Source organism: Methylobacterium sp. V23 (genome assembly GCF_002917135.1).
Taxonomy (GTDB): domain Bacteria; phylum Pseudomonadota; class Alphaproteobacteria; order Rhizobiales; family Beijerinckiaceae; genus Methylobacterium.
This window is the reverse complement of record NZ_PDHT01000009.1, coordinates 161,621-182,613: the sequence shown is the minus strand read 5'-3', so window position 1 is coordinate 182,613 and position 20,993 is coordinate 161,621. Positions and strand designations below refer to the sequence as shown.

The window sequence follows — 20,993 nt, the reverse complement described above, 5'->3', positions numbered from 1 at the left end:
TCGACCTCTGGTACATCGAGAACCAGAGCCTGCGCCTCGACCTCCAGATCCTCCTACGCACCGTCCTGGCCGAAATCACCCGCCGCACCAACGCCTTCTAACGTCGCTTTTTGGTCCGCAAAGTGAAGCGCGACGGTTCTTCGCGATCACCTGCTACCAGTATCTCATGTTGACCGTAGAACGTACTATCTTCGATGGATCAGGGCGGATCGAAGGTCCAGGCCTCCGATCCAACACTCTAGGAAGTCAGCGGATTAAAATAATGGAAAATGCGGTGTCTATCCATTTCGAGGATCCCGTGATCCCGACGGATAGACCAGACGATCAAACCTTTATCCAAAAACTCGCGGGCTACCTGCAGTGCCTCCTCCTCACCTCGAAGAGCAAGGTAGACGTGGGGTGTGATATCCTCCTCGGATAAACCGGTTTCGACTGCTTCGCTCCAATGAACTGTCCAAGACACCGCCTGCTCCTACCTTGACCAATTTTTCAGCTGAGCGTTCAGCCGGAGAAATGTGTGAAACATCGTTGCTGACGTTGCTCTAATGGCGCCTCGATGTTCCTTGATATCGTTAGCAGCGCAAACGATCAATGCGTCTACCATTGGTTGTTTCCGAACATTGGTCACTTACCATGAAGCGCTGAGGTTCTACGGTCGAAAAGATCCGCGCCGAAGGCTGATCGCTCGGCATTTCAGCACGCGGTCTCCCTTGTATTTGCCCATCGCGACAGATCTCTGAAAAAGAGTGGCTGCAGAGACCCAGCGATGGGAACGAATCCATCTCGCAGGATTTGTTGGCTGCATGCGCAACAGGCGTGTCAACGGAAGATGGAATTCATGACGAAACTTGCGATCGCTCTGGCCGCCAGCACCCTGCTTGGCGCCATCGGACTGACGTCTGCGTCGGCTGCTCCCGTGATGCCGGCACCTGCCGTTGCGGTTGCTGGTGATCAGGTTGTCGATCAGGTGGCCTTTCGCCGTCACCACCACGGTATGCGCCATCACCGTCATCACCGCCGTATGCACCGCATGCCGCGCTCGCGGATGATGAGCGATCCCAATTCCCGTAATCCTTCGCAGCCTGGCTATCAGCAGCAGAAGGGTAACACATCGGGCGGTCCTCGTTACTGATCGTCGGCTTCAACCGAGACAGCTGGTATGCTTGAAGGGCTGACGTTCCACGGACGTCAGCCCTTCTCTGATGCTCCGTCCTTGGAGGCTTTGGGCTTCTCCCCAGGCGAGACGCGTCCCCGTGCTGCTTCTCTGGAGGTCAGTCTGCTAAGCTGGACTCATGTCACAGCGCATCGCCCGTTCCGTCGCCAAGACCGGCTCCTCCCCTTCGGATTACTCCACCAGTGCGGCCGTCCTCGAAACGGCCGGTGCCACGCCGATGATGGCACAGTATATCGAGATCAAGGCCGCCAACACCGATTGCCTACTGTTCTATCGGATGGGCGATTTTTACGAGCTGTTTTTTGAGGATGCGGAGATCGCATCTCGCGCTCTGGGCATCGTGCTCACCAAGCGGGGTAAACATGGGGGAGCCGACATCCCCATGTGCGGCGTGCCAGTGGATCGCGCTGACGATTACCTCAGTCGTCTTATCGCCCTTGGTCATCGAGTTGCAGTCTGTGCGCAGACGGAAGATCCGGCCGACGCGAAGAAGCGGGGTCCGAAATCTGTCGTCCGGCGCGAAGTGGTCCGGCTTGTCACGCCCGGCACAATCACCGAGGATCGGCTCCTCGACCCAACCCGTGCCAACATCCTGCTGGCAATCGCCCGCCGCAAGGTTGGGGAAGCTGTGTTCGTCTACGGTCTTGCAGCGGTTGACATCTCAACGGGTCGCTTCTCGTTAAGTGAAGTGGCGTCAGGCGAACTGGGCTCCGCAATCGCCCGGCACGAGCCGCGCGAGATCGTGCTGTCGGAAACCATTCACACCGATCCGGCGCTCGCCAGGTTGTGGCGAGAATGTTCCGCCCCCGTAACGCCATTGGCGCAGGCGGAGCTCGAACCGTCCGCCGCCGAACGACGGATCAAGCTGCAATTCGGCGTCTCGACTTTGGAGGGTTTCGGCCAGTTTGGGCGGGCTGAGATCGCGGCCGCGGGGGCGGCGCTGCTCTACATCGAACGCACCCAGATCGGTGCGCGACCGACGCTTTCGCCGCCGACTCGGGAGAGTTCTGCCGCAACACTCTCCATCGATGCATCCACACGCGCCAACCTCGAACTGACCCGAACGCTGGCGGGCGAGCGTAAGGGAAGCTTGCTGGATGCCATTGATCGGACCGTTTCTGCGGGTGGGGCTCGTCTCCTTGCGGAACACCTCGCCGGCCCTCTGACCAATCTCGACGCCATCCGTCATCGACACGCGGCAGTGGAATTCTTGGTGGATGACGCGACGACCCGAACCGCCTTCCGCGACAATCTTGCAAGAGCGCCAGACCTTGCCCGGGCCCTCTCACGCCTTGCGCTCGAGCGGGGCGGCCCGCGGGATCTCGCGGCTCTTCGCGATGGTTTGGACGCGGCGCAGGATCTCTCCGACCGATGCGGAAGCCTGGAGCTGCTACCGGAAGATCTCGCGACCGTGGCGACGTGCCTCGCTGGCGTAGACCGTGCCTTGGTCGTGGAACTCCGCGCGGCCTTGGCCGACGATCTCCCCCTGAAGCGTCAGGACGGTGGTTTCGTACGTGCGGGTTACGACCCCGAGATCGACGAAAGCCGTTTGCTTGGTCAGGACTCCCGAAAGGTCATTGCCGCTCTGCAAGCGCGCTACGCGGAGGAGACTGGCTGTCGCACACTGCGGATTAAGCACAACAACATGCTCGGCTACTACATTGAGGTACCGCAAGGGGTAGGCGAGGCCTGTCTGAAGGGCGTGATGCGTGAAACCTTCATCCATCGTCAGACGATGGTGGATGCGATGCGCTTTACTAGTGTCGAACTCGGCCAGCTCGAAAGCCGGATCTCGGGTGCGTCCGATCGGGCCTTGGCCCTGGAAAGCGCTGTCTTCGATGCCCTCGCGCGGCAAGTCCTGATGCAGGCCACCGCCATTGCGGAAGTGGCCGATGCGCTTGCAAGACTCGATGTGGCCACCTCGCACGCCGAACTCGCAGTCGAGCGCGATTGGCGCCGACCTCTGGTCGACGAAAGCTACGCCTTCATGGTGGAGGGAGGACGCCATCCGGTGGTGGAAGCCGCACTCCTCCGCGCCGGCGCTCCGTTCATTGCCAACGATTGTGATCTGTCGGGGGAGGGGCGTGGACGCATCCGTCTCGTGACGGGTCCCAATATGGGTGGCAAATCGACCTTTCTGCGTCAGAACGCGCTGATTGCCGTTCTGGCGCAGATCGGCGCGTTTGTGCCGGCGGCCCGCGCACGCCTCGGCGTCGTTGACCGGCTGTTCTCCCGTGTCGGTGCGGCTGACGACCTCGCACGTGGGCAATCGACTTTTATGGTTGAGATGGTCGAAACCGCGGCCATCCTAAATCAGGCGTCCCGTCGCTCCCTGGTGATCTTGGACGAGATCGGCCGCGGCACCGCCACCTTCGATGGTCTCTCCATCGCCTGGGCCTGCCTGGAGTACCTACACGAGCAGAACGGCTGCCGCGCTTTGTTCGCGACCCACTTTCATGAACTCACGGCCCTCGGACAGCGCCTTTCCCATCTCGACAACGCGACCCTCCGGGTGGCCGAGCACAAGGGAGAGGTCGTGTTCCTGCATGAAGTGGTGCCGGGTGTGGCTGAGCGCTCCTACGGGTTACAGGTGGCTCGGCTCGCAGGTCTTCCGGCCGGCGTCATCGCCCGCGCGGGTTCGATCCTGAAGCATCTCGAGAAAGCCGAGCGCGACCGACCCGCTCGGCCCCGCATTGACGACCTGCCGCTCTTTGCCAATCTAGCGCCGCCGCAAATAACGGAGCCCTTCGCCAAGGCGCCCGACGATGCCCTGCGCATCGCCCTCGAAGCAATCGATCCGGATGCGCTGACACCACGGGAGGCGTTAGAGGCCCTGTACAAGCTCAAGGCAGTTGGCGGCCAGAGGCATTAAGAGTGTCTTGGGTGGCTCTTAGTGAAGCGCCGTCGAACCCGCTCACGGGCGGGTTCCGCCCCTCGAGACCTGGGCCTGGATCGAGACCGTCAGCAAAGTCACCCACGGAGGGTGAGCCGGCCGCTACTCATATTGAACTCGTTCAAGCGCTTCAGAAAGGACATGCCAAGGAGGCTGGTGGACAGGCGTCCGCGAGGCATGACCATGCCGTTGACGCCCTGAACAGTGATGGTGCCAATCCGTATTTCCGGTATGCGCACCAACGCCGCTAAGATCGTGCCGTTGGCAGTCTGGATCGGTACGCGGAAATCGCGTTCGCCGACCCGCAGGCCTGCGCGCTCCGCGTCTTCGTAGGTGAAGGCGCAGGCTGTCGCACCGGTATCGATCAACATGTGCAGACGCTTGCCATCGATCACCGCATCTGTGGAGTAATGTCCCTGCGCGTCCGCAAAGAGGGTTAGGGTACTCTGGCCGCTCCGCACGACTGGGGTCACCGCGCGCTCACCCAGCTGCGTGGCGATGGTCGCGTTCTCCGCGGCCGGACGTTGAAATCTCTCCGCTAGCCCGATGCCCCAGATCGCGGCCGCTGCCGTCACCCCGAGCGCCCATACGATCGGTCGCGTCATCACACCCCTTCCTTTGTCGATGCGGAAATTTAAGGCGACCAAGGTAAACGAGCCATCGGCGGGAGGTCAGGAATCTCCGGGTGATCGACTGTGACCAAGGTTCATGGTTTCGAAATCGCTGTCGGTTCAAGCGATAAGGTAGCGCTTCTCCGCCTCGCTTGCTTCATCCCCGGAAGGCAGAGACGGCGGATCAAAGATCTTTCGCCAAATGTCGACAATTTAGTCAGCACATGTTGCCTGTGCCGCCCTGCAAAATGGCTATGCGTCCTGCAGAAACTAACGACCCGCGTCTAGCAGTAAGGTCGGCCGAATGCACTAAGCTTCCGCGTCGAGTTGGACCTCCAACAGATCCTGATACTCCTACTATCAAGATTTGCCGTGGTGGGCGTTCGAGCGGAGGCCATATACTGCCACAGGGCGACAATAGTGGGCGCCTTGTCTGCAACCATCACCATCGATAACGCGGACTGACATTTCGATCTGCTCGCCCGGCGAAGAGCCACGTCGTATTGCCCCCTAGGGCACATTGACCTGATCAATATCGGTTATTGAAAGCATTTGTTTGAACGATGGTGCAGTGCAAACATATTCCAGTGACCGAACGGGGCATGTGTCCCGGATAAAAAGGATAGACGGAATGACCACTCGCACCTTCATTCTCGCTATGCTCACGACGGCGAGCCTGGCTAATACGGCGATGGCGGATGATCGCACATTCCTCACCCCACCGCTGTATCGCGAGCAGGCCCGCGCAATGGCTACCGTGCGTCCCGCGTCGGAACTGACGACGACGCCCTCCCTGACCCCTCGCGCGCCTACCACCCGGCGGGTCGTTGCCGAGACTGTCGACGCATCCGTTCGCTAAACGGATGTACCGTGCATCAGAACAGCGTTTCTCCAACCTCGCTCCAATGGGACATCTCCCATTGGAGCATTTTCGTCAGTGCATTGTGGCTTACATCTCAAGCTCTCTGGGCCTATCCGTTCTGAATAACTTCGATAGGTAAGACAGTCTCCTCGAGCTCCAGGCCGGTCTTGCAGAACTCTATGCTGGGACATCGTCTCTCCGCCATCGATCTACAATGCCGCTCGGGGTGCGATCAGCGTGGGGTGGTTCGCTCAACCCGAATTGACAGGGTCCGGTCGACGCTTCGGTTGCGCCGCGCGGGACTTGCAGGTATAGGCCGCTCCAGCGCCCGCCAGACACCCTTGGAGGCACGGGCGCTTCGGGGATCGGGGTTGGGCCGTCCGTTTTGGACGGCCTTTCGCGTTTCCCCGGCGTTCTCATTTTTAAAAGGATCACGCCATGAGCGCAGTCAAGACGCTTGAGGCCGTGGCACGCGACCGGGTCGGCAAGGGGGCCGCCCGGGCCGTTCGTCGCCAGGGTCAAGTTCCCGCCGTCATCTACGGAGGCGGTCAGGCGCCGCAGTCCATCGCCATCGACCTCGTCCGTGTCCGTACCTTGATCTACGCCGGTGGCTTCAAGACCACCCTTTTCGAGATCAATGCCGGTGGCAAGAAGACCCGGGCGATTCCGCGCGACTTCCACCTGGATCCGGTGTCCGGCGTGCCAATCCACGTCGACTTCCTGCGGGTCGTCGCCGGCCAGTCGATCACGGTCGAGGTCCCGGTGCATTTCCTGAACGAGGATGCGGCCCCCGGCATCAAGCAGAAGGGCGGCACGCTCAATGTCGTGCTTCACACCCTTGCCCTCGAGGTTGCGCCCGACGCGATCCCGGATGCGATCGAGATCGACCTCACCGGTCGCGAGATCGGGGATGCGATTCACATTACCGACGTGAAGCTTCCGTCCGGCTCCACCTTCACGGGTGAGCCCGACGCAACCGTCGCTAACATCGTGCCGCCGACCGTGCTCGGCGCCGAGGTCGAAGCCGAAGAGGCCGCGATTGCCGAGGCGCAGTCCGCTGAGGCCGCCGAGGAGAAGGCCGAGGAAGAGGCTTCCGAGGAAGCCGGCGAGGACGAGAAGAAGGAGGATTGAGGCCGGGGCGCAAGCCCCGTCTCAGCTCAAACCTTCGGGTGCCCCGGCCATCAGGCTGGGGCATCTCCGTTTTCAGGACCGCGCTCGGCGGCCCCATAAAAATCCTGTCTGGATCGTTTCGCGCCATGCGCCTGATCGTCGGCCTCGGCAATCCCGGCTCCCGCTATGCCAAGAACCGCCACAATATCGGTTTCCTCGCCGTCGACGAGATTGCGCGCGTGCGTCGCGCTGGGCCGTGGCGTCGCAAATTCCAGGGGGAGATCACCGAGGTGGCTCTCGGTACCGAACGGGCTATCCTGCTGAAGCCGCAGACTTTCATGAATGAATCTGGGCGTGCGGTGCAGGAAGCGCAGCGCTTCTACAAAATCGCATTGTCCGACGTAATCGTGTTGCACGACGAACTCGATCTCGCCCCAGCCAAGCTGCGTGTGAAGTCGGGAGGCGGCAATGCCGGTCATAACGGCCTTCGCTCGATCACGACGCAATGCGGCAACGATTATCGTCGGGTTCGCCTTGGCATCGGGCATCCGGGGGACAAAGCCCTGGTTCACGCTTATGTGCTGAACGACTTTGGCAAAGGTGAAGAGGGCTGGGTCGACGATCTGTGCCGCGCCATCGCCGACTATGCGCCCCTGTTGGCGATCGGCGAAGATGCGAGCTTCCAGAACAAGGTCCACCTGGCCATGGCAGGGCGCGGCTGGGATGACGTCAAGCAAGTCAACGCGCGCGATTGACCGCGGCGGTGACATCGGATTTCACGCGGGCAGGCTTTGCGCAGACCCGCGAACAGACAGGTGACCCATGGGCTTCAAATGCGGCATCGTCGGCCTGCCGAATGTTGGCAAGTCAACTCTCTTCAATGCACTGACGCAGACAGCGGCCGCGCAGGCGGCGAACTACCCGTTCTGCACCATCGAGCCGAATGTCGGCGAGGTGGCGGTGCCGGATCCGCGCCTGGACGATCTCGCCAAAATCGCTGCATCGAAGGAAATTATTCCGACCCGGCTCACCTTCGTGGATATTGCCGGTCTCGTGCGCGGCGCTTCGAAGGGCGAGGGTCTTGGGAACCAGTTCCTCGCCAATATCCGGGAGGTGGATGCCATCGCGCACGTGGTGCGCTGCTTCACCGACGGTGATGTGACCCATGTTGAGGGTAAGGTCGACCCGGCCGCCGACATCGAAACGATCGAGACCGAGCTGATGCTCGCCGACCTCGATAGCCTCGAGAAGCGCGTCATCGCCCTAGAGAAAAAGGCCAAGGGCGCCGACAAGGAGGCCAAAGAAATCCTCGACCTCGTCCAGCGCGCCTTGCCGCTGCTGCGCGAGGGCAAGCCTGCGCGCTTGGTGCAGCGCAAGCCCGACGAGGAGCGTCTGTTTCAGAGCCTCGGCCTGATGACGGCGAAACCGGTGCTTTACGTCTGCAACGTCGACGAGGGCGATGCCGACAAGGGCAACGCCTACTCGGACACCGTGATGGACCGCGCCAAGGCGGAGGGCGCCAAGGCCGTGGTGGTCTCCGCCAAGATCGAGAGCGAAATCGCCGTGATGCCCCTGGGCGACCAGGGCGATTTCCTGGAGGCTGTTGGCCTCGCCGAGCCTGGACTGAACCGCGTCATCCGCGCCGGATACGAACTCCTCGGCCTCATCACCTATTTCACGGTCGGTCCCAAGGAAGCGCGCGCCTGGACCATTGAGAAGGGGACGCGGGCGCCCGCCGCCGCCGGCGTGATCCACACGGACTTTGAGAAGGGCTTCATCCGCGCCGAGACCATCGCCTTCCACGATTACACGAGCCTGAAGGGCGAGGCCGGCGCTAAGGAGGCTGGCAAGTTCCGTCTCGAGGGTAAGGAGTACGTGGTGCAGGACGGCGACGTGCTGCATTTCCGCTTCGCCAACTGATCCGACATGGGTCGGTGCGGCGTTGCTCTCGCAGCGCCGGACCGTCCCTCCGGCTCGTTGAACCCCAGTGCCTGAAAGGACCCGGATGACCGGCATCGCCTTCGAGGACTTTACGCCCGGTACGGTGATCGAAGGTGGCCCGGTGACGGTGACGGAAGCCGAGATCATCGCCTTCGCGCGTGAATTCGACCCACAGCCGTTCCACCTCGACCCGGAGGCCGCGAAGACGACCTTCGTCGGTCAGCTGATTGGCTCCGGCTGGCAGACCGCCGGCTTCGGGATGCGCCTCCTGCAGCAACACGTCTTCCGCGGTGCCACCTCGATGGGGTCGCCGGGAATCAACGAGCTGCGCTGGCTCCGGCCGGTCCTACCGGGCGACCGTTTGAGCATCTCGGTCCGGGTCGATACCTGCCGGGCCTCGAACACTAAGCCGGATCGCGGCTTCGTCGGTTTCGCCATGACCGTCTTGAACGGGGATGGTGAGAGCGTGCTGACCCAGATCTTTACGGTGATGTTTCCGCGCCGCGGTGCAGCGTCTCTGCCGCCGCGGATCGTAGTTCCGGCGGACGCGCCACCGCCCAAGGAGCCCCACGACGCCGAGCAGCTCCACTTCCTCGAAGCGGCTCCCATCGGAGCGGTGCGCGACCTCGGCGGCCACCAGTTCACGCCTGAGACCGTCATGGCTTTTGCCCGAGCCTACGATCCGCAGGCGTTCCATCTCGATCCCGAAGCCGCCCGCCAGACCCATTTCGGGGCGCTCTGCGCGTCCGGCTGGCACACTGCCGCTGGTTGGATGAAGCGGCTCCACATCACCCGCGCCCGCGACCTCGCCCATACGGCGAAGACCGGTCCGGTCCCGCAACTCGGTCCATCGCCGGGCTTTCGCGATATGCGTTGGCTGGCACCGGTCTATGCCGGCGACACGATCCGATACAGCTGCACCCTGATCGACAAGCGCGAGACCGCGTCGCGCCCCGGCTGGGGCCTCGCAACCCACCAGAACACCGGTCTGAACCAGCGCGGCGAGAAGGTCTTCGCCTTCACCGGCTCGGTGTTCTGGCAATGGGCGCCCGGCGCCTGACGCGTCAGGCGGCTTTGCGCCGCTCCGGGTAGAGGCTGAGAAGCCCCTCGGCATCGGCCGCGGCGACGCCACGCTCGGTGATAATACCAGTGACGAGGCGGGCTGGCGTCACATCGAAGGCCGGATTTGCCACCGGACTACCTGGCGAAACGACCTCGACGGTGGCGAAGCCGCCGTCCGCCAGGCGCCCGGTGAGATGCGTGACCTCGCGGCCGTCGCGCTCCTCGATCGGGATCTCGCGCACGCCGTCGTCGAGGGTCCAATCGATCGTCGAGAAAGGCAGGGCGGCATAGAACGGCACCCGATTGTCGCTGGCGGCCAGCGCTTTCAGGTAGGTGCCGATCTTGTTGCAGACGTCACCCGAGGCCGTGGTGCGATCCGAGCCGACGATGCAGACGTCGATGGCGCCGTGCTGCATGAGGTGGCCGCCAGCATTGTCTGCGATGACGGTGTGCGGGACGCCGTGGGCCTTGAGTTCGAACGCGGTCAGGGCGGCACCCTGGTTCCGGGGGCGGGTCTCGTCCACGAAGACGTGGACAGGCACGCCGGCATCGTGGGCCACGTAGATCGGCGCCAGAGCCGTTCCCCAATCCACCGTGGCGAGCCAGCCTGCGTTGCAATGAGTCAGTACGTTGATGGTGCGCTTCTTCAGACGATGCAGGTCGCTGAGGATCTGCGCGCCGTGGACGCCGATGGCGTGGCAGCTCTCCACATCTTCCTCGGCGACGCGGCCGGACTCCGCGTAGGCGAAGGCCGCGCGCTCGGCCTCCGGCACCGTCCGGAGCTTGGCGGCCACCCGGTCCAGAGCCCAACGGAGGTTGATCGCGGTCGGCCGTGTGGCGGCGAGCGTCGCCACAGCCCGGTCGAGCCCGGCTTCGGAGGCATCCGCCCGCAGGCCAAGGGCGAGCCCGTAGGCGGCCGTGACCCCGATCAGCGGCGCTCCGCGAACCACCATAGTACGGATCGCCACCGCGGCGTCGTCCAGGGTCGACAGTGTCTTCAGCTCGAAGGCGAAGGGCAGGCGGGTCTGGTCGATCACCGCCACGGAGGCACCATCCTCGGCGGGGAAGATGGTGCGGTAGGGCTTGCCGTCGATCTTCATGGGGCGGATCCGGGTGCTGGCGGGGCCGAGGCCGCGAGGCCTCTTCGTCGGACGGCGTTTACGTCAGAATGCCCTCGGTAGGCCAGCGTGCGGCCCGATCTGTCGCGATCGCGAAAATCTCAGAATCGGAGGGGCCGCACGCGCTTCACCTGCGGGATTGCGGCGATGCTCGCCAGAACCTCCTGGGAGACCGGCGCGTCGACGGCGCAGAAGCAGATGGCATTGCCGCCCTTCCCGTCGCGTCCGAGGGCGACGGTCGCCACGTTGACGCCGGCCGCGCCGAGTACGCCGCCGAAGCGTCCGATGAAGCCCGGCTGGTCGTGGTTGCGCACGTACAGCATGTGCTCCGCGAAGGCGGCGTCGATCGGGATGGAGCGGATCTCGATCATGCGCGGCTTGCCGTCGTGGAACACTGTTCCGGCGGCATCGCGCGGCATGTCCTCGGCCTCGACGGTGATGCGGATCACCGATTCGAAATCGGACGTCGCACCGGCGCGGGTGACCTCCTCGACCAGGATGCCGCGCTCGCGCGCCACCGCCGGAGCGGAGACCATATTGATCCCCGAGAGGACCGGACTGAGCACACCGGTGACGGCAGCCGCCGTGAGTGCGCGGATATTCATTTCCGCGACCGCGCCTTCATACGTCACCCGGATGCCGCGGATCGGCGCATCGGTAAGTTGGCCCAGGAACGAGCCGAGGTTCTCGGCCAGGTGCACGAAGGGCATCAGGCGCGGCGCCTCGTCGGCCGAGATGGACGGCATGTTGACGGCGTTCACGACGGCGCCGCTCAGTAGGTAGTCGGCCATCTGCTCGGCGATCTGCAGGGCGACGTTCGCCTGTGCCTCGTTCGTCGAGGCGCCGAGATGGGGCGTGCACACCACGTTCGGATGGCCGAAGAGCGGGTTCTGGTAGGCCGGCTCGGTCGCGAACACGTCGAAGGCGGCGCCCGCGACCCGGCCGGACTCGAGCGCCGCGCGCAGGGCGACCTCGTCGACGAGGCCGCCGCGGGCACAGTTGATGATGCGGACACCGGGCTTCGTCTGTCCCAGGGCGTCGGCCGAGAGGATGTTCCGGGTCCGCTCGGTCAGGGGAACGTGCAGGCTGATGAGGTCGGCCCGGGCGAGAAGCGCGTCGAGTTCGAGCTTCTCGACGCCGATCTCGGCGGCGCGCTCCGGCGTCAGGTAGGGATCGTAGGCGATCACCTTGAGCTTGAGGCCGATCGCCCGGTCTGCGACGACGGCACCGACGTTGCCGCAGCCGATGATCCCCAGGGTCTTGCCCGTGAGCTCCGTCCCCATGAAGCGGGCCTTCTCCCAACGGCCGGCCTGGGTCGAGGCGTCGGCCCGGGGGATCTGCCGCGCGAGGGCGAACATCATCGCGATGGCGTGCTCGGCGGTGGTGATCGCGTTGCCGAAGGGCGTATTCATCACGACGACGCCGCGGGCGGTGGCCGCCGCCACGTCGACGTTGTCGATCCCGATTCCGGCGCGACCGACCACCTTCAGGCGGGGGGCCTGCGCCAGCAATTTGGCCGTGACCTTGGTGGTGGAGCGGATCGCCAGACCGTCATAGGCGCCGATCAAGGCGGCGCAGGCGTCACGATCGCGGCCAAGCTCCGGCCGGAAATCGACGTCGAGGCCGCGGTCGCGCAGGCGCTGCACGGCCGCGTCGGAGAGGGCGTCGGAGATGAGCACCTTGGGCGCGGGCATGTCGGCGTCCGGCTCGGGTGGGGGGAGAACCGACGCATGACGGAGCCGGACAGCGGCTCCGTCATGCGCTCGGTATACGACGCGGGTGACGTCGAGGTCGCGCGGGTGTCAGGCGGCCCGGGCGAGTTTCGCCTTCTCAGATGCGAAGGCCCAGTCGAGCCACGGGGTCAGGGCCTCGAGATCCGAGGACTCGACCGTGCCGCCGCACCAGATCCTGAGGCCGGCCGGGGCGTCCCGGTAGGCCCCGATATCGAAGGCGATGCCCTCGCGGTCCAGGGTGTCGGCGATCCCCTTGGCGACGGCGCCGACCACGGCGTCGCCCATCGCGAGGATGTCCGGGTCGGTGATGACGAGGCAGACGCCGGTGTTGCTGTAGGTGCCGGCATCGGCGGCGAGGTGGCCGATCCAGGGGGTGCGCGCCACCCAGTCGTGGATGACCTTGGCGTTGGCGTCGGCCCGGGCGTGCAGCGCCGGCAGGCCGCCGATGCGCGCGGCCCATTTCAGGGTGTCGAGGTAATCCTCGACCGCCAGCATCGAGGGCGTGTTGATGGTGTCGCCCTTGAAGATGCCCTCGATCAGCTTGCCGTCCTTGGCGAGGCGGAAGACCTTCGGGACCGGCCAGGCCGGGACGTTCGATTCGATTCGGGCCACGGCGCGGGGCGAGAGCACGATCATGCCGTGTGCGGCCTCGCCGCCCATGACCTTCTGCCAGGAGAAGGTGACGACATCGAGCTTCGCCCAGTCGAGGGGCATCGCGAAGGCGGCCGAGGTGGCGTCGCAGATGGTGACGCCCGCGCGGTCGGCGGCGATCCAGTCGCCGTTCGGCACGCGGACGCCGGCGGCGGTGCCGTTCCAGGTGAAGATCACGTCGTTGTGCCGCGTGTCGACGGCCGAGAGATCGGGCAGGACGCCGTAGGCGCCGACATGCACCCGCGGCGCGATCTTGAGTTCCTTGAGGGCGTCGGTGACCCATTCGAGGCCGAAGGCCTCCCAGGCCACGACCTCGACGGTCTTCGGGCCCAGCATCGACCACATCGCCATCTCGACGGCGCCGGTGTCGGAAGCCGGCACGATGCCGATTTGGTAATCCTCCGGCACCTGCAGGACGCTGCGGGTGAGGTCGATGGCCTCCTTCAGCTTCGCCTTGCCGATGGCCGAGCGATGCGAGCGGCCCAGCGGCGCGTCGGCCAGGGCCGCGAGGCTCCAGCCCGGACGCTTGGTGCAGGGGCCGGACGAGAAATTCGGCACGCGGGGGCGCGTGGCGGGTCGGTTGGTCACGTGCGTCATCCTTCCAGATGAGAGCTCCTCGTTGGGGAGGAGTGGCCCGAAGACGCCAATGGACCCGCGCCGCACGGGACGCAAGCGGTCGCCGTGCCGCCGGGGATCGGACCGCACCCGAGCCGAGGCCCTCCAGGGTCCACACGCGGGCCCGGGCAGCGAGCCGGCGTCGCGGCCTCCCCAATCGATGGCGCTGCCACGGACCCTCGCGCCCCGGTCGAGACCGGGCCGCTCGACGTGACCGAGGAGACGCCGAGCCGTCGCACTCCGCCAACGGTCCGGACGGTCACGGACCGCGCCGCTGCAAAGATGCAACGCTTCGTCTCGACGTGAGCCTATCTTCAAATCGTCATCTGTCTTTCATGGCCGGTCATTACGCCAAAAACTGATCTATAGGAAATAAATACAAATATAGATCCAGTAACAATTGAATAAATTCCGGTCGTTGAATTGACCTATCCGCCAGATGATCCCCTCACCATTCTGGGGTCGGTGGCTGCCGTGAGAGATCCAGATGCTCATCCGCATGTCCGGCGTGTCCGCGCTTGTGCTGGCCGCGTCCCTCAATACCGCTCAGGCACAGAGCCTCACGACACTTCCCCAGAAAGAGGGGGCCGCCCTGCTGAACGGGTTCTTGAGCCTTCCGCGGACGACCTATTTGGAAAGCCTGCAGCAAACGATCGAGATCAATCGCAGCGCAAGTCCGGCCCGCTTCGACAAGGCGGTGATCTACGCCAGCAGCTACGATCTGAACTTCTTCGGGACGAAAGCGTTTAACATCCTCGAAGCGATCCCGAGCGGTAGCCCGACTCCCATCGGCAACGCGCTCGACTTCATCTCGAAGACCGCCAACGGCCGCGTCGGCGGTGACAGCATCGCGCTCAAACTTTACTTCGGACAGATCAACACCTACGGCACCGTCTTCGGGCTGACCCAGCCAGGGGTGCCCAATTCCCAGGGCAATCCGCGGCCTTTCCAGGTCAGCGACCAGATCAGGCTCGACCCGCGCTACGGCCAGGCGCAGAGCGGCAATTCCGCCGCCTTTCCCAGCGGACACTCCACCGCCGCCAACACCAACGCCCTTCTCTACGCGGCGATGGCGCCGGAACTCTACCAGCGTTCGTTGGCGAAAGCTGCCGAGTTCCAGAACAGCCGCTTGGTTCTGGGTGTGCACTATGCCCTCGACGTCATCGGCGGACGGATCCTCGCTTTCGAGGAGACGGCGAAGCTCCTGAACAACACACCGGGCTACGTACTGCCCGGCGAGGATTTCGCGGGGCAGGTCGCCCGGTCCTCCACCGCGCTGCACGACTACATCCAGGCGCAGTGCGGACTCAGTGTGGCGGACTGCGCGGCCCAAAACCCGAACGCGTACAGCGACAAGGCGAGAAACAGGGCGCTCTACACCCGAACCCTGACCTATGGCCTAAGCCCGGTCGGCCCGACCAACCTTGCGCCCGTCGTACCGACCGGGGCCGAGGTGCTGATCGCCAGCCGCTTTCCATATCTGCGCGCCGACCAGCGCCGCGACGTGCTCGCCACGACGGAGCTCGCCTCGGGCCAGCCCCTCGACGACGGCAGCGGGTGGGCCCGGCTGAACCTCTATGCCGCCGCCGACGGGTACGGGGCCTTCGCCGGCGATGTCCGGGTCGTCATGGACGCGGCCAAGGGAGGATTCTCGGCCTACGACACCTGGGCCAACGACATCGGCGGCGCCGGCTCGCTGACCAAGGACGGCACCGGCACCCTCGTTCTCAGCGGCACCAACACCTATGCGGGGGGAACCAGCATCCTGGGCGGCACCCTGGTGGGTCATGCCCGGGCCTTCGGTGCGGGCGCGATCACGGATAACGGGGCGCTCGTCCTGGATCAGGCCGATGATGCCGCCATGGCCAACACCATCAACGGCAGCGGCAGCCTGACCAAGATCAATGGCGGTCGCCTGAACCTCACCGGCAGCGGCAACCTCTCCGGCCCCATCGCGGTCTCGGGCGGTGGGCTCGCGATCACCGGTTCGTTCGCGAATGCACCGGTCACGGTCGGGTCCGGCGCCAGCCTCGGTGGCACGGGGACGATCGGGGGCCTGACGGCGCAGTCGGGCGGCACGGTGGCGCCGGGCAATTCCATCGGCGCGCTGACCGTCTCCGGCGGCGTCGCCTTCGCCAACGGCTCGACCTACAAGATCGAGGCCAACGCCGCGGGACAGTCGGACCGGATCACCGCCGGCGGTCAGGCGACTCTGTCGGGCGGCACCGTCCAGGTGCTGGCCGCCTCCGGGGCCTACAACCCGCGCACCACCTACACGATCCTCTCCGCCGCCGCGGGCGTTTCGGGTCGGTTCGCCGGCGTGACCGCCAACCTCGCCTTCCTGAACCCCAGCCTTCGCTACGGCCAGTCGGACGTGGCCCTGACGCTCACGCGCAACGACGTGCCCTTCGCGGCCAGCGCCACCGCCCGCAACGGCATCGCGACGGCCAACGCCATCCAGGCCGCCGGGACGGGCCGGATCTACGATGCCGCGGTGGCGTTCACCGCCTCGGACGCTGCGAACGGCTTCCGGATCCTTGCCGGCGACATCCATGCCAGCACCGTGTCCACCGCCTACGAGACCGCCTTCTTCGTGCGCGAGGCCATCCTCGACCGCCTGCGCTGGGGCAGCCCGGGCACCGGCCTGGATTACGGCAGCCTGCCGGCGGCCTATTCGTCCGACCTGCCGGGGCGCCCGTCGGCGGTGGCGAGCGTTCCGATGCGCACCCTCGACCCGCAGGTCTTCGCCCTCTGGGGGCAGGCGTTCGGATCGTTCGGCACCGCCGACGGAAACGGGAACGCCTTCGACCTCAATCGACAGATCGCCGGCTTCGCGACCGGGGCGGACCTGCAACTGCCGAGCGGACTGCGCCTGGGCCTCGTCGGCGGCTACACGGAGGCCACGCTCGACAGCGCCGCCCGGGCCGACAGGACCGGCCTCGCGGAACGCGCAACGCTTAAGAGCGGCTTCGGCGGCGTCTACGGCGGCTACGCGGTCGGCGCGCTGTCCCTGCGCCTCGGCGCGGTCTACGCCGCCACCGATGCGCGCACCGAGCGGACGCTGCTGTCCGGCCTGTCGAACACGCTAAACGGCCACGGCGGCGGCCACACGGTGCAGGGCTTCGGCGAGATCGGCTGGACGATCCCGCTCGGAACGTCTGCGACGGCGGGACTGGTGTCCAAGGACGGCATGGCCCCCGCGGCGGTACAGCCGCCGGCGACGTATCTGGAGCCCTTCGCGGGGGGCTCCTACGTCGCCATCCGCCGGGATGCCATCGCGGAAACCGGCGGTGCGGCCGCCCTGGCGGGCGCGGCGTCGGATCATGGCGTCGGTGCCGCTACGGTGGGCGTGCGTGGACAGGCGAGCCTTGCGCCGGGCCTCGGTCTTCCGCTGACGCTGCGGGCGCTGGTCGGTTACCGCCGGGCCTTCGGGGACGTGGTGCCGACGGCCCTGCTGCAGTTCGGCACCGGCCCGTCCTTCGTGAGCGCGGGCGTGCCGATCGACCGGGACGCGCTGGTGGCGCAGGTCGGCCTCGATCTCGCGGTGGCTCAGAATGCCAGCCTGGGCATCGCCTATACGGGCCAGACCGGCAGCCATGCGCAGGACCAAGCGGTCAAGGGGAACCTGACCTGGCGCTTCTGATCCTATGCAGCGAGGGAGGCGAAGGCCGCCACGGCGCGCGGGTTCGGTCCCGCGCGGCTTGATCGACCGGACATCGGAGGGATCGGACGCGGCTCCGGTCCCTGGGTTCGTGTCTGGTGCCCGAATCAATCCGCGCGGGACCGCAGCAGGTCCGGGCGGCGCTCCCGGGTGAGGCGCAGGGCCTCGGCCCGGCGCCAGGCCGCGATGGCGCCGTGGTTGCCGCCGGTGAGGACCTCCGGGATCACGCGGCCCTCCCAGTCCCGGGGGCGGGTGTAGTGGGGGTATTCGAGATGGCCGGTCTCGAAGCTCTCCTCGACGCCGGAGGCGACCTTGCCCATCACGCCCGGCAGCAGGCGCACGCAGGCATCGAGCACCACCAGGGCGGCGATCTCGCCGCCGGAGAGGATGTAGTCGCCGATCGACACCTCCTCGAGGCCGCGCCCGGCGATCACGCGCTCGTCCACGCCCTCGAAGCGGCCGCAGACGACGAGCACGCCGGGCCCCTCGCTCAGCGCCCGGACCCGGGCCTGCGTCAGCGGCCGACCGCGCGGGCTCATCAGGAGCCGGGGCCGGGCATCGTCCGGCGCGCCGGCGGCGTCGATGGCGGCGGCGAGGACGTCGCAGCGCAGCACCATGCCGGCGCCGCCCCCGGCCGGGGTGTCGTCCACCGCCCGGTGGCGGCCGAGGCCGTGCTCGCGGATGTCGCGGGCGTCCAGGCTCCAGGTGCCCCGCGCCAGCGCATCCCCCGACAGGGAGACCCCGAGCGGCCCCGGAAACATCTCCGGATAGAGGGTGAGGACGGTGGCGTTCCAGGGGCTGGCAGTCATGGTGCTTACTGGCGCGCGGAGACGCACCGGGTCAACGTGGCACCGATCCGGCGGCGGCGGGTTAACCCTTCATGGCTGCTTCCCGCTCGCTCCGTCCCCGGATCCTGGTCACCCTCGTCCGGACCGTCACGCTGGCGCTGGCCCTGACGGGGTTCGTCCTGTTGCGGCCCGTCCGCGCGGCCGAGCCGCTGGCCCCGGCCGGGGCGCCCGCCTCGGCGTTCCCGAAGCCCGACCGGCCGGTGGCCGAGATCATCGCGCCGCTCTGGGCCTCCGAGGCGCAGCGCGATTCGGTCGACGAGGTCGGGCAGGTGATGCGGCTGATGGGCATCGCGGCCGGCCAGAGCGTCGCCGATATCGGCGCGGGCAGCGGCTACTACACGGTGCGCCTGGCCGAGCGGGTCGGCCCCCAGGGGCACGTCTACGCCGAGGACGTGACGCCCCGCTACCTGGCCGGCCTGGAGACGCGCATCGCCAAGAGCGCGCTCACCAACGTCACGGTGGTGCGCGGCGAGCCGCACGATCCGCGCCTGCCGCCGGCCTCCCTCGACGCTGCCGTGCTGGTCCACATGTACCACGAGATCGCCCAGCCCTTTGGCCTGCTCCACAACCTGGCGCCGATGATGAAGCCGGGCGGCAAGGTCGGGATCGTTGACGCCGACGACGTGCCCTCGCGGCACGGGACGCCGCCGGCGCTGCTCGCCTGCGAACTCACGGCCGCGGGCTATCGCCAGACCGGGCTCTCGGTGCTGGAGGGCGGCGTCGGCTACCTCGCGATCTACGAGGCGCCCGCGGCCGCCGACCGGCCGAATCCGGCTGCGATCCGTCCCTGCCGGGACGAGACCACCCGGCTCGGGAAACAGGGCGCTGCCAAGCGCGGGCCGTGAGCGAGGGGGCTCTGCCCGCCGCCTGCCTGAATCTCGCTCACGCCGTCGATCCCGTCCTTCCCTGGGGGCGGGCTCGCGTGCCACCCCCGAACCGCTCTCGATCGGACCCGCAGCAGGACGCTGAACGACCGGTGATCCGAGATCCGGAATCCGCGAATCGGATCAGCCGGCCGCCTTCAGCCGGGGCATCACCGCGGTGCCCAGCAGGGCGATCGACCGCTGCATGGCCTCCGGCTCCTGCATCGCCGAGCTCATCTGGAAGGTGAGGCGGGACAGGCCGCCGAGGGCAGCCTCGGCCGCCTGCACCTTCGCCGCGACCGTCTCCGGCGCGCCGATGAGGTAGGACCCGTCGGGCGCGCACATCGCGGCGAACTGCTCCGCCAGGCCCGTGCTCGGCCAGCCGCGCTCCGCCCCGATCTTGCCGAACATCTGGGCCCAGCCCGGATAGAACGCCTCCCGGGCCGCGCGGTCGGTGTCGGCGACGAAGCCGATGGCATGGACGCCGACCTTCAGGGTCTCGGGGGCATGCCCGGCCCGGCGCCCGGCCTCGCGATAGAGCTCCACCAGGGGACGGAAGCGCGCGAAGCTGCCGCCGATGATCGCGACCATCAGCGGCAGGCCGAGGGTGCCGGCCCGGGCGAAGGAGGCGGGTGTTCCGCCCACCCCGACCCAGATCGGGAGCCGGTCCTGGTACGGGCGCGGATAGACGCCCTGGCCGGTCAGCGGCGGGCGGAAGCGGCCCCGCCAGGTGACGTGGGTCTGCGCCCGCAGGGCCAGCAGCAGCTCCAGCTTCTCGACGAAGAGGGCATCGTAATCCTCGGCCGCGAAGCCGAAGAGCGGATACGCCTCGCCGAAGGAGCCGCGTCCGACCACGATCTCGGCCCGGCCCTTGGCGATCAGGTCGAGGGTGGCGAAATCCTGGAAGACCCGGACCGGATCGGCCGCGCTCAGCACGGTGACGGCGCTGGTCAGGCGGATGCGGCGGGTGCGGGCCGCCGCGGCCGCCAGGATGACCGCGGGGGCGGCATCGAGGAACTCCGCCCGGTGATGCTCGCCGATGCCGAACACGTCGAGGCCGGAGCGGTCGGCCACCTCGACCTCGTCGAGCAGGCGCTCCATGCGCTCGGCGGCCGAGAGGGTACGGCCCGTCTTCGGATCGGGGAGGGTGACGGCGAAGCTGTCGATGCCGATGTCCATGACGGGGTCTTTCCGGGGCGAAGGCTTGGGGAGGCGAAGTTTTGGGGCGGCGAAGTCTTGGGGAGGCGAAGGCGTATGACGGGCCGGGGTGGCGTCGCCCGGCCCCGAAGGCCCGGCGATCGCCACCCCGTCGGCGGGGGCTGGGCCGATCAGCGACGCCGGCCGAGGAGCGAGAGGGTCTGGTCCCGGCGCAGCCAGGCCAGGGTCGCGGTCAGGACGAGGAGCACGACGGCCAGGGCGGCGGGCGTGGGCAGGACGACCAGGTGGGCGATCATGGCGCCCACCATGGTGCCGGCGAGCCAGAGGGAGGCGAGGCCGGCATAGCCCGGGATCAGCAGGGCGATGGCGCCGCCGACTTCCACGAGGCCGGTGACGATCCGGAACCACTGGCCGACGCCGATGAGGTCGTAGACCTGCACCATCATCGGCACGCCGGCGAGCTTGGCGCCGCCGGCCGCCAGGAAGACCAGGGCGAGCAGGATCTGCAGCGACCAGGCGGAGACGGTGCGGGCGCGCGAGGGGGCGGGAGAGGCGGTCAGGGTCATGGACATGGACGTCATCCGGGTCTGCGTTCGCCAGGGCCGGGGCGGCTCGGCTGTGGGCAACGATCTAGGTGGCTTCCTTCCCCCAGCGAAGCCTATATCTTTCGATGTGTCCCATCACCTGGACAGA

The 20,993-nt window shown here is 66.7% G+C and carries 16 protein-coding genes; 9 read left to right on the top strand and 7 right to left on the bottom strand.

The genetic code is table 11. From position 1 onward, the window contains the following. Nucleotides 1-838 precede the first annotated feature (838 nt). The gene (locus CRT23_RS11185; RefSeq protein ID WP_082513260.1) at nt 839-1,132 is read left to right on the top strand and encodes a hypothetical protein; all 294 of its coding nucleotides are present in this window, start codon (nt 839-841) and stop codon (nt 1,130-1,132) included. Nucleotides 1,133-1,391: 259 nt separating this feature from the next. Beyond that, on the top strand, nt 1,392-4,046 hold the full coding sequence (mutS, locus tag CRT23_RS11180) for a DNA mismatch repair protein MutS (RefSeq protein WP_245436139.1): 2,655 nt from the start codon (nt 1,392-1,394) through the stop codon (nt 4,044-4,046). Between the two features lie 98 nt (nt 4,047-4,144). Here the strand turns inward: mutS and CRT23_RS11175 are convergent, their stop codons facing one another. Beyond that, nucleotides 4,145-4,672, bottom strand: coding sequence for a TIGR02281 family clan AA aspartic protease (locus CRT23_RS11175; protein ID WP_103709725.1), 528 nt, complete (start codon nt 4,670-4,672; stop codon nt 4,145-4,147). A 637-nt stretch (nt 4,673-5,309) separates the two neighbouring features. Between CRT23_RS11175 and CRT23_RS11170 the strand changes: the two genes are divergently transcribed. From CRT23_RS11170 to CRT23_RS11150, 5 genes are all read left to right on the top strand, one after another. Next, complete coding sequence (locus CRT23_RS11170) at nt 5,310-5,537, top strand: hypothetical protein (RefSeq protein WP_103709724.1); 228 nt, start codon at nt 5,310-5,312, stop codon at nt 5,535-5,537. A 441-nt stretch (nt 5,538-5,978) separates the two neighbouring features. Beyond that, complete coding sequence (locus CRT23_RS11165) at nt 5,979-6,671, top strand: 50S ribosomal protein L25/general stress protein Ctc (protein ID WP_103709723.1); 693 nt, start codon at nt 5,979-5,981, stop codon at nt 6,669-6,671. Between the two features lie 125 nt (nt 6,672-6,796). Beyond that, nucleotides 6,797-7,405 carry an aminoacyl-tRNA hydrolase gene (pth, locus tag CRT23_RS11160; RefSeq protein ID WP_103709722.1) on the top strand — a complete coding sequence of 203 codons (609 nt, stop codon included), beginning with the start codon at nt 6,797-6,799 and terminating at the stop codon, nt 7,403-7,405. A gap of 67 nt (nt 7,406-7,472) precedes the next feature. Then, a complete protein-coding gene (ychF, locus tag CRT23_RS11155; protein ID WP_103709721.1) occupies nt 7,473-8,570 on the top strand; it encodes a redox-regulated ATPase YchF in 1,098 nt (365 codons plus the stop codon). Between the two features lie 85 nt (nt 8,571-8,655). Continuing rightward, nucleotides 8,656-9,651, top strand: a complete 996-nt coding sequence (locus tag CRT23_RS11150; RefSeq protein WP_103709720.1) for a MaoC family dehydratase — start codon at nt 8,656-8,658, stop codon at nt 9,649-9,651. A gap of 4 nt (nt 9,652-9,655) precedes the next feature. Here the strand turns inward: CRT23_RS11150 and mtnA are convergent, their stop codons facing one another. The 3 genes from mtnA to CRT23_RS11135 all read right to left on the bottom strand — a co-directional run bounded on the left by mtnA (nt 9,656) and on the right by CRT23_RS11135 (nt 13,752). After that, complete coding sequence (gene mtnA / locus CRT23_RS11145; protein WP_103709719.1) at nt 9,656-10,753, bottom strand: S-methyl-5-thioribose-1-phosphate isomerase; 1,098 nt, start codon at nt 10,751-10,753, stop codon at nt 9,656-9,658. 119 nt (nt 10,754-10,872) lie between these two features. Next, nucleotides 10,873-12,465, bottom strand: a complete 1,593-nt coding sequence (gene serA / locus CRT23_RS11140) for a phosphoglycerate dehydrogenase (RefSeq protein ID WP_103709718.1) — start codon at nt 12,463-12,465, stop codon at nt 10,873-10,875. Between the two features lie 108 nt (nt 12,466-12,573). Next, nucleotides 12,574-13,752 (bottom strand): phosphoserine transaminase, encoded by a 1,179-nt coding sequence (locus tag CRT23_RS11135; protein ID WP_103709717.1) that lies wholly within the window; start codon nt 13,750-13,752, stop codon nt 12,574-12,576. A 505-nt stretch (nt 13,753-14,257) separates the two neighbouring features. On the opposite strand from CRT23_RS11135, the gene CRT23_RS11130 reads away from it, so the two are divergent. Further along, entirely contained in the window at nt 14,258-17,413 is a 3,156-nt protein-coding gene (locus CRT23_RS11130; RefSeq protein WP_103709716.1) for an autotransporter domain-containing protein, read from the top strand. 125 nt (nt 17,414-17,538) lie between these two features. On the opposite strand, the gene trmD is transcribed toward CRT23_RS11130, so the two are convergent. Next, nucleotides 17,539-18,240, bottom strand: a complete 702-nt coding sequence (gene trmD, locus CRT23_RS11125) for a tRNA (guanosine(37)-N1)-methyltransferase TrmD (RefSeq protein WP_103709715.1) — start codon at nt 18,238-18,240, stop codon at nt 17,539-17,541. Nucleotides 18,241-18,311: 71 nt separating this feature from the next. Here trmD and CRT23_RS11120 point away from each other — a divergent pair, with 71 nt between their 5' ends. Continuing rightward, nucleotides 18,312-19,124 carry a methyltransferase domain-containing protein gene (locus CRT23_RS11120; protein ID WP_103709714.1) on the top strand — a complete coding sequence of 271 codons (813 nt, stop codon included), beginning with the start codon at nt 18,312-18,314 and terminating at the stop codon, nt 19,122-19,124. 162 nt (nt 19,125-19,286) lie between these two features. Here the strand turns inward: CRT23_RS11120 and CRT23_RS11115 are convergent, their stop codons facing one another. Both CRT23_RS11115 and CRT23_RS11110 read right to left on the bottom strand, forming a co-directional pair. Further along, nucleotides 19,287-20,321, bottom strand: coding sequence for an Atu2307/SP_0267 family LLM class monooxygenase (locus tag CRT23_RS11115; RefSeq protein ID WP_103709713.1), 1,035 nt, complete (start codon nt 20,319-20,321; stop codon nt 19,287-19,289). A gap of 149 nt (nt 20,322-20,470) precedes the next feature. Beyond that, nucleotides 20,471-20,872 carry a DoxX family protein gene (locus CRT23_RS11110; RefSeq protein ID WP_103709712.1) on the bottom strand — a complete coding sequence of 134 codons (402 nt, stop codon included), beginning with the start codon at nt 20,870-20,872 and terminating at the stop codon, nt 20,471-20,473. Between the last annotated feature and the right edge of the window lie 121 nt (nt 20,873-20,993).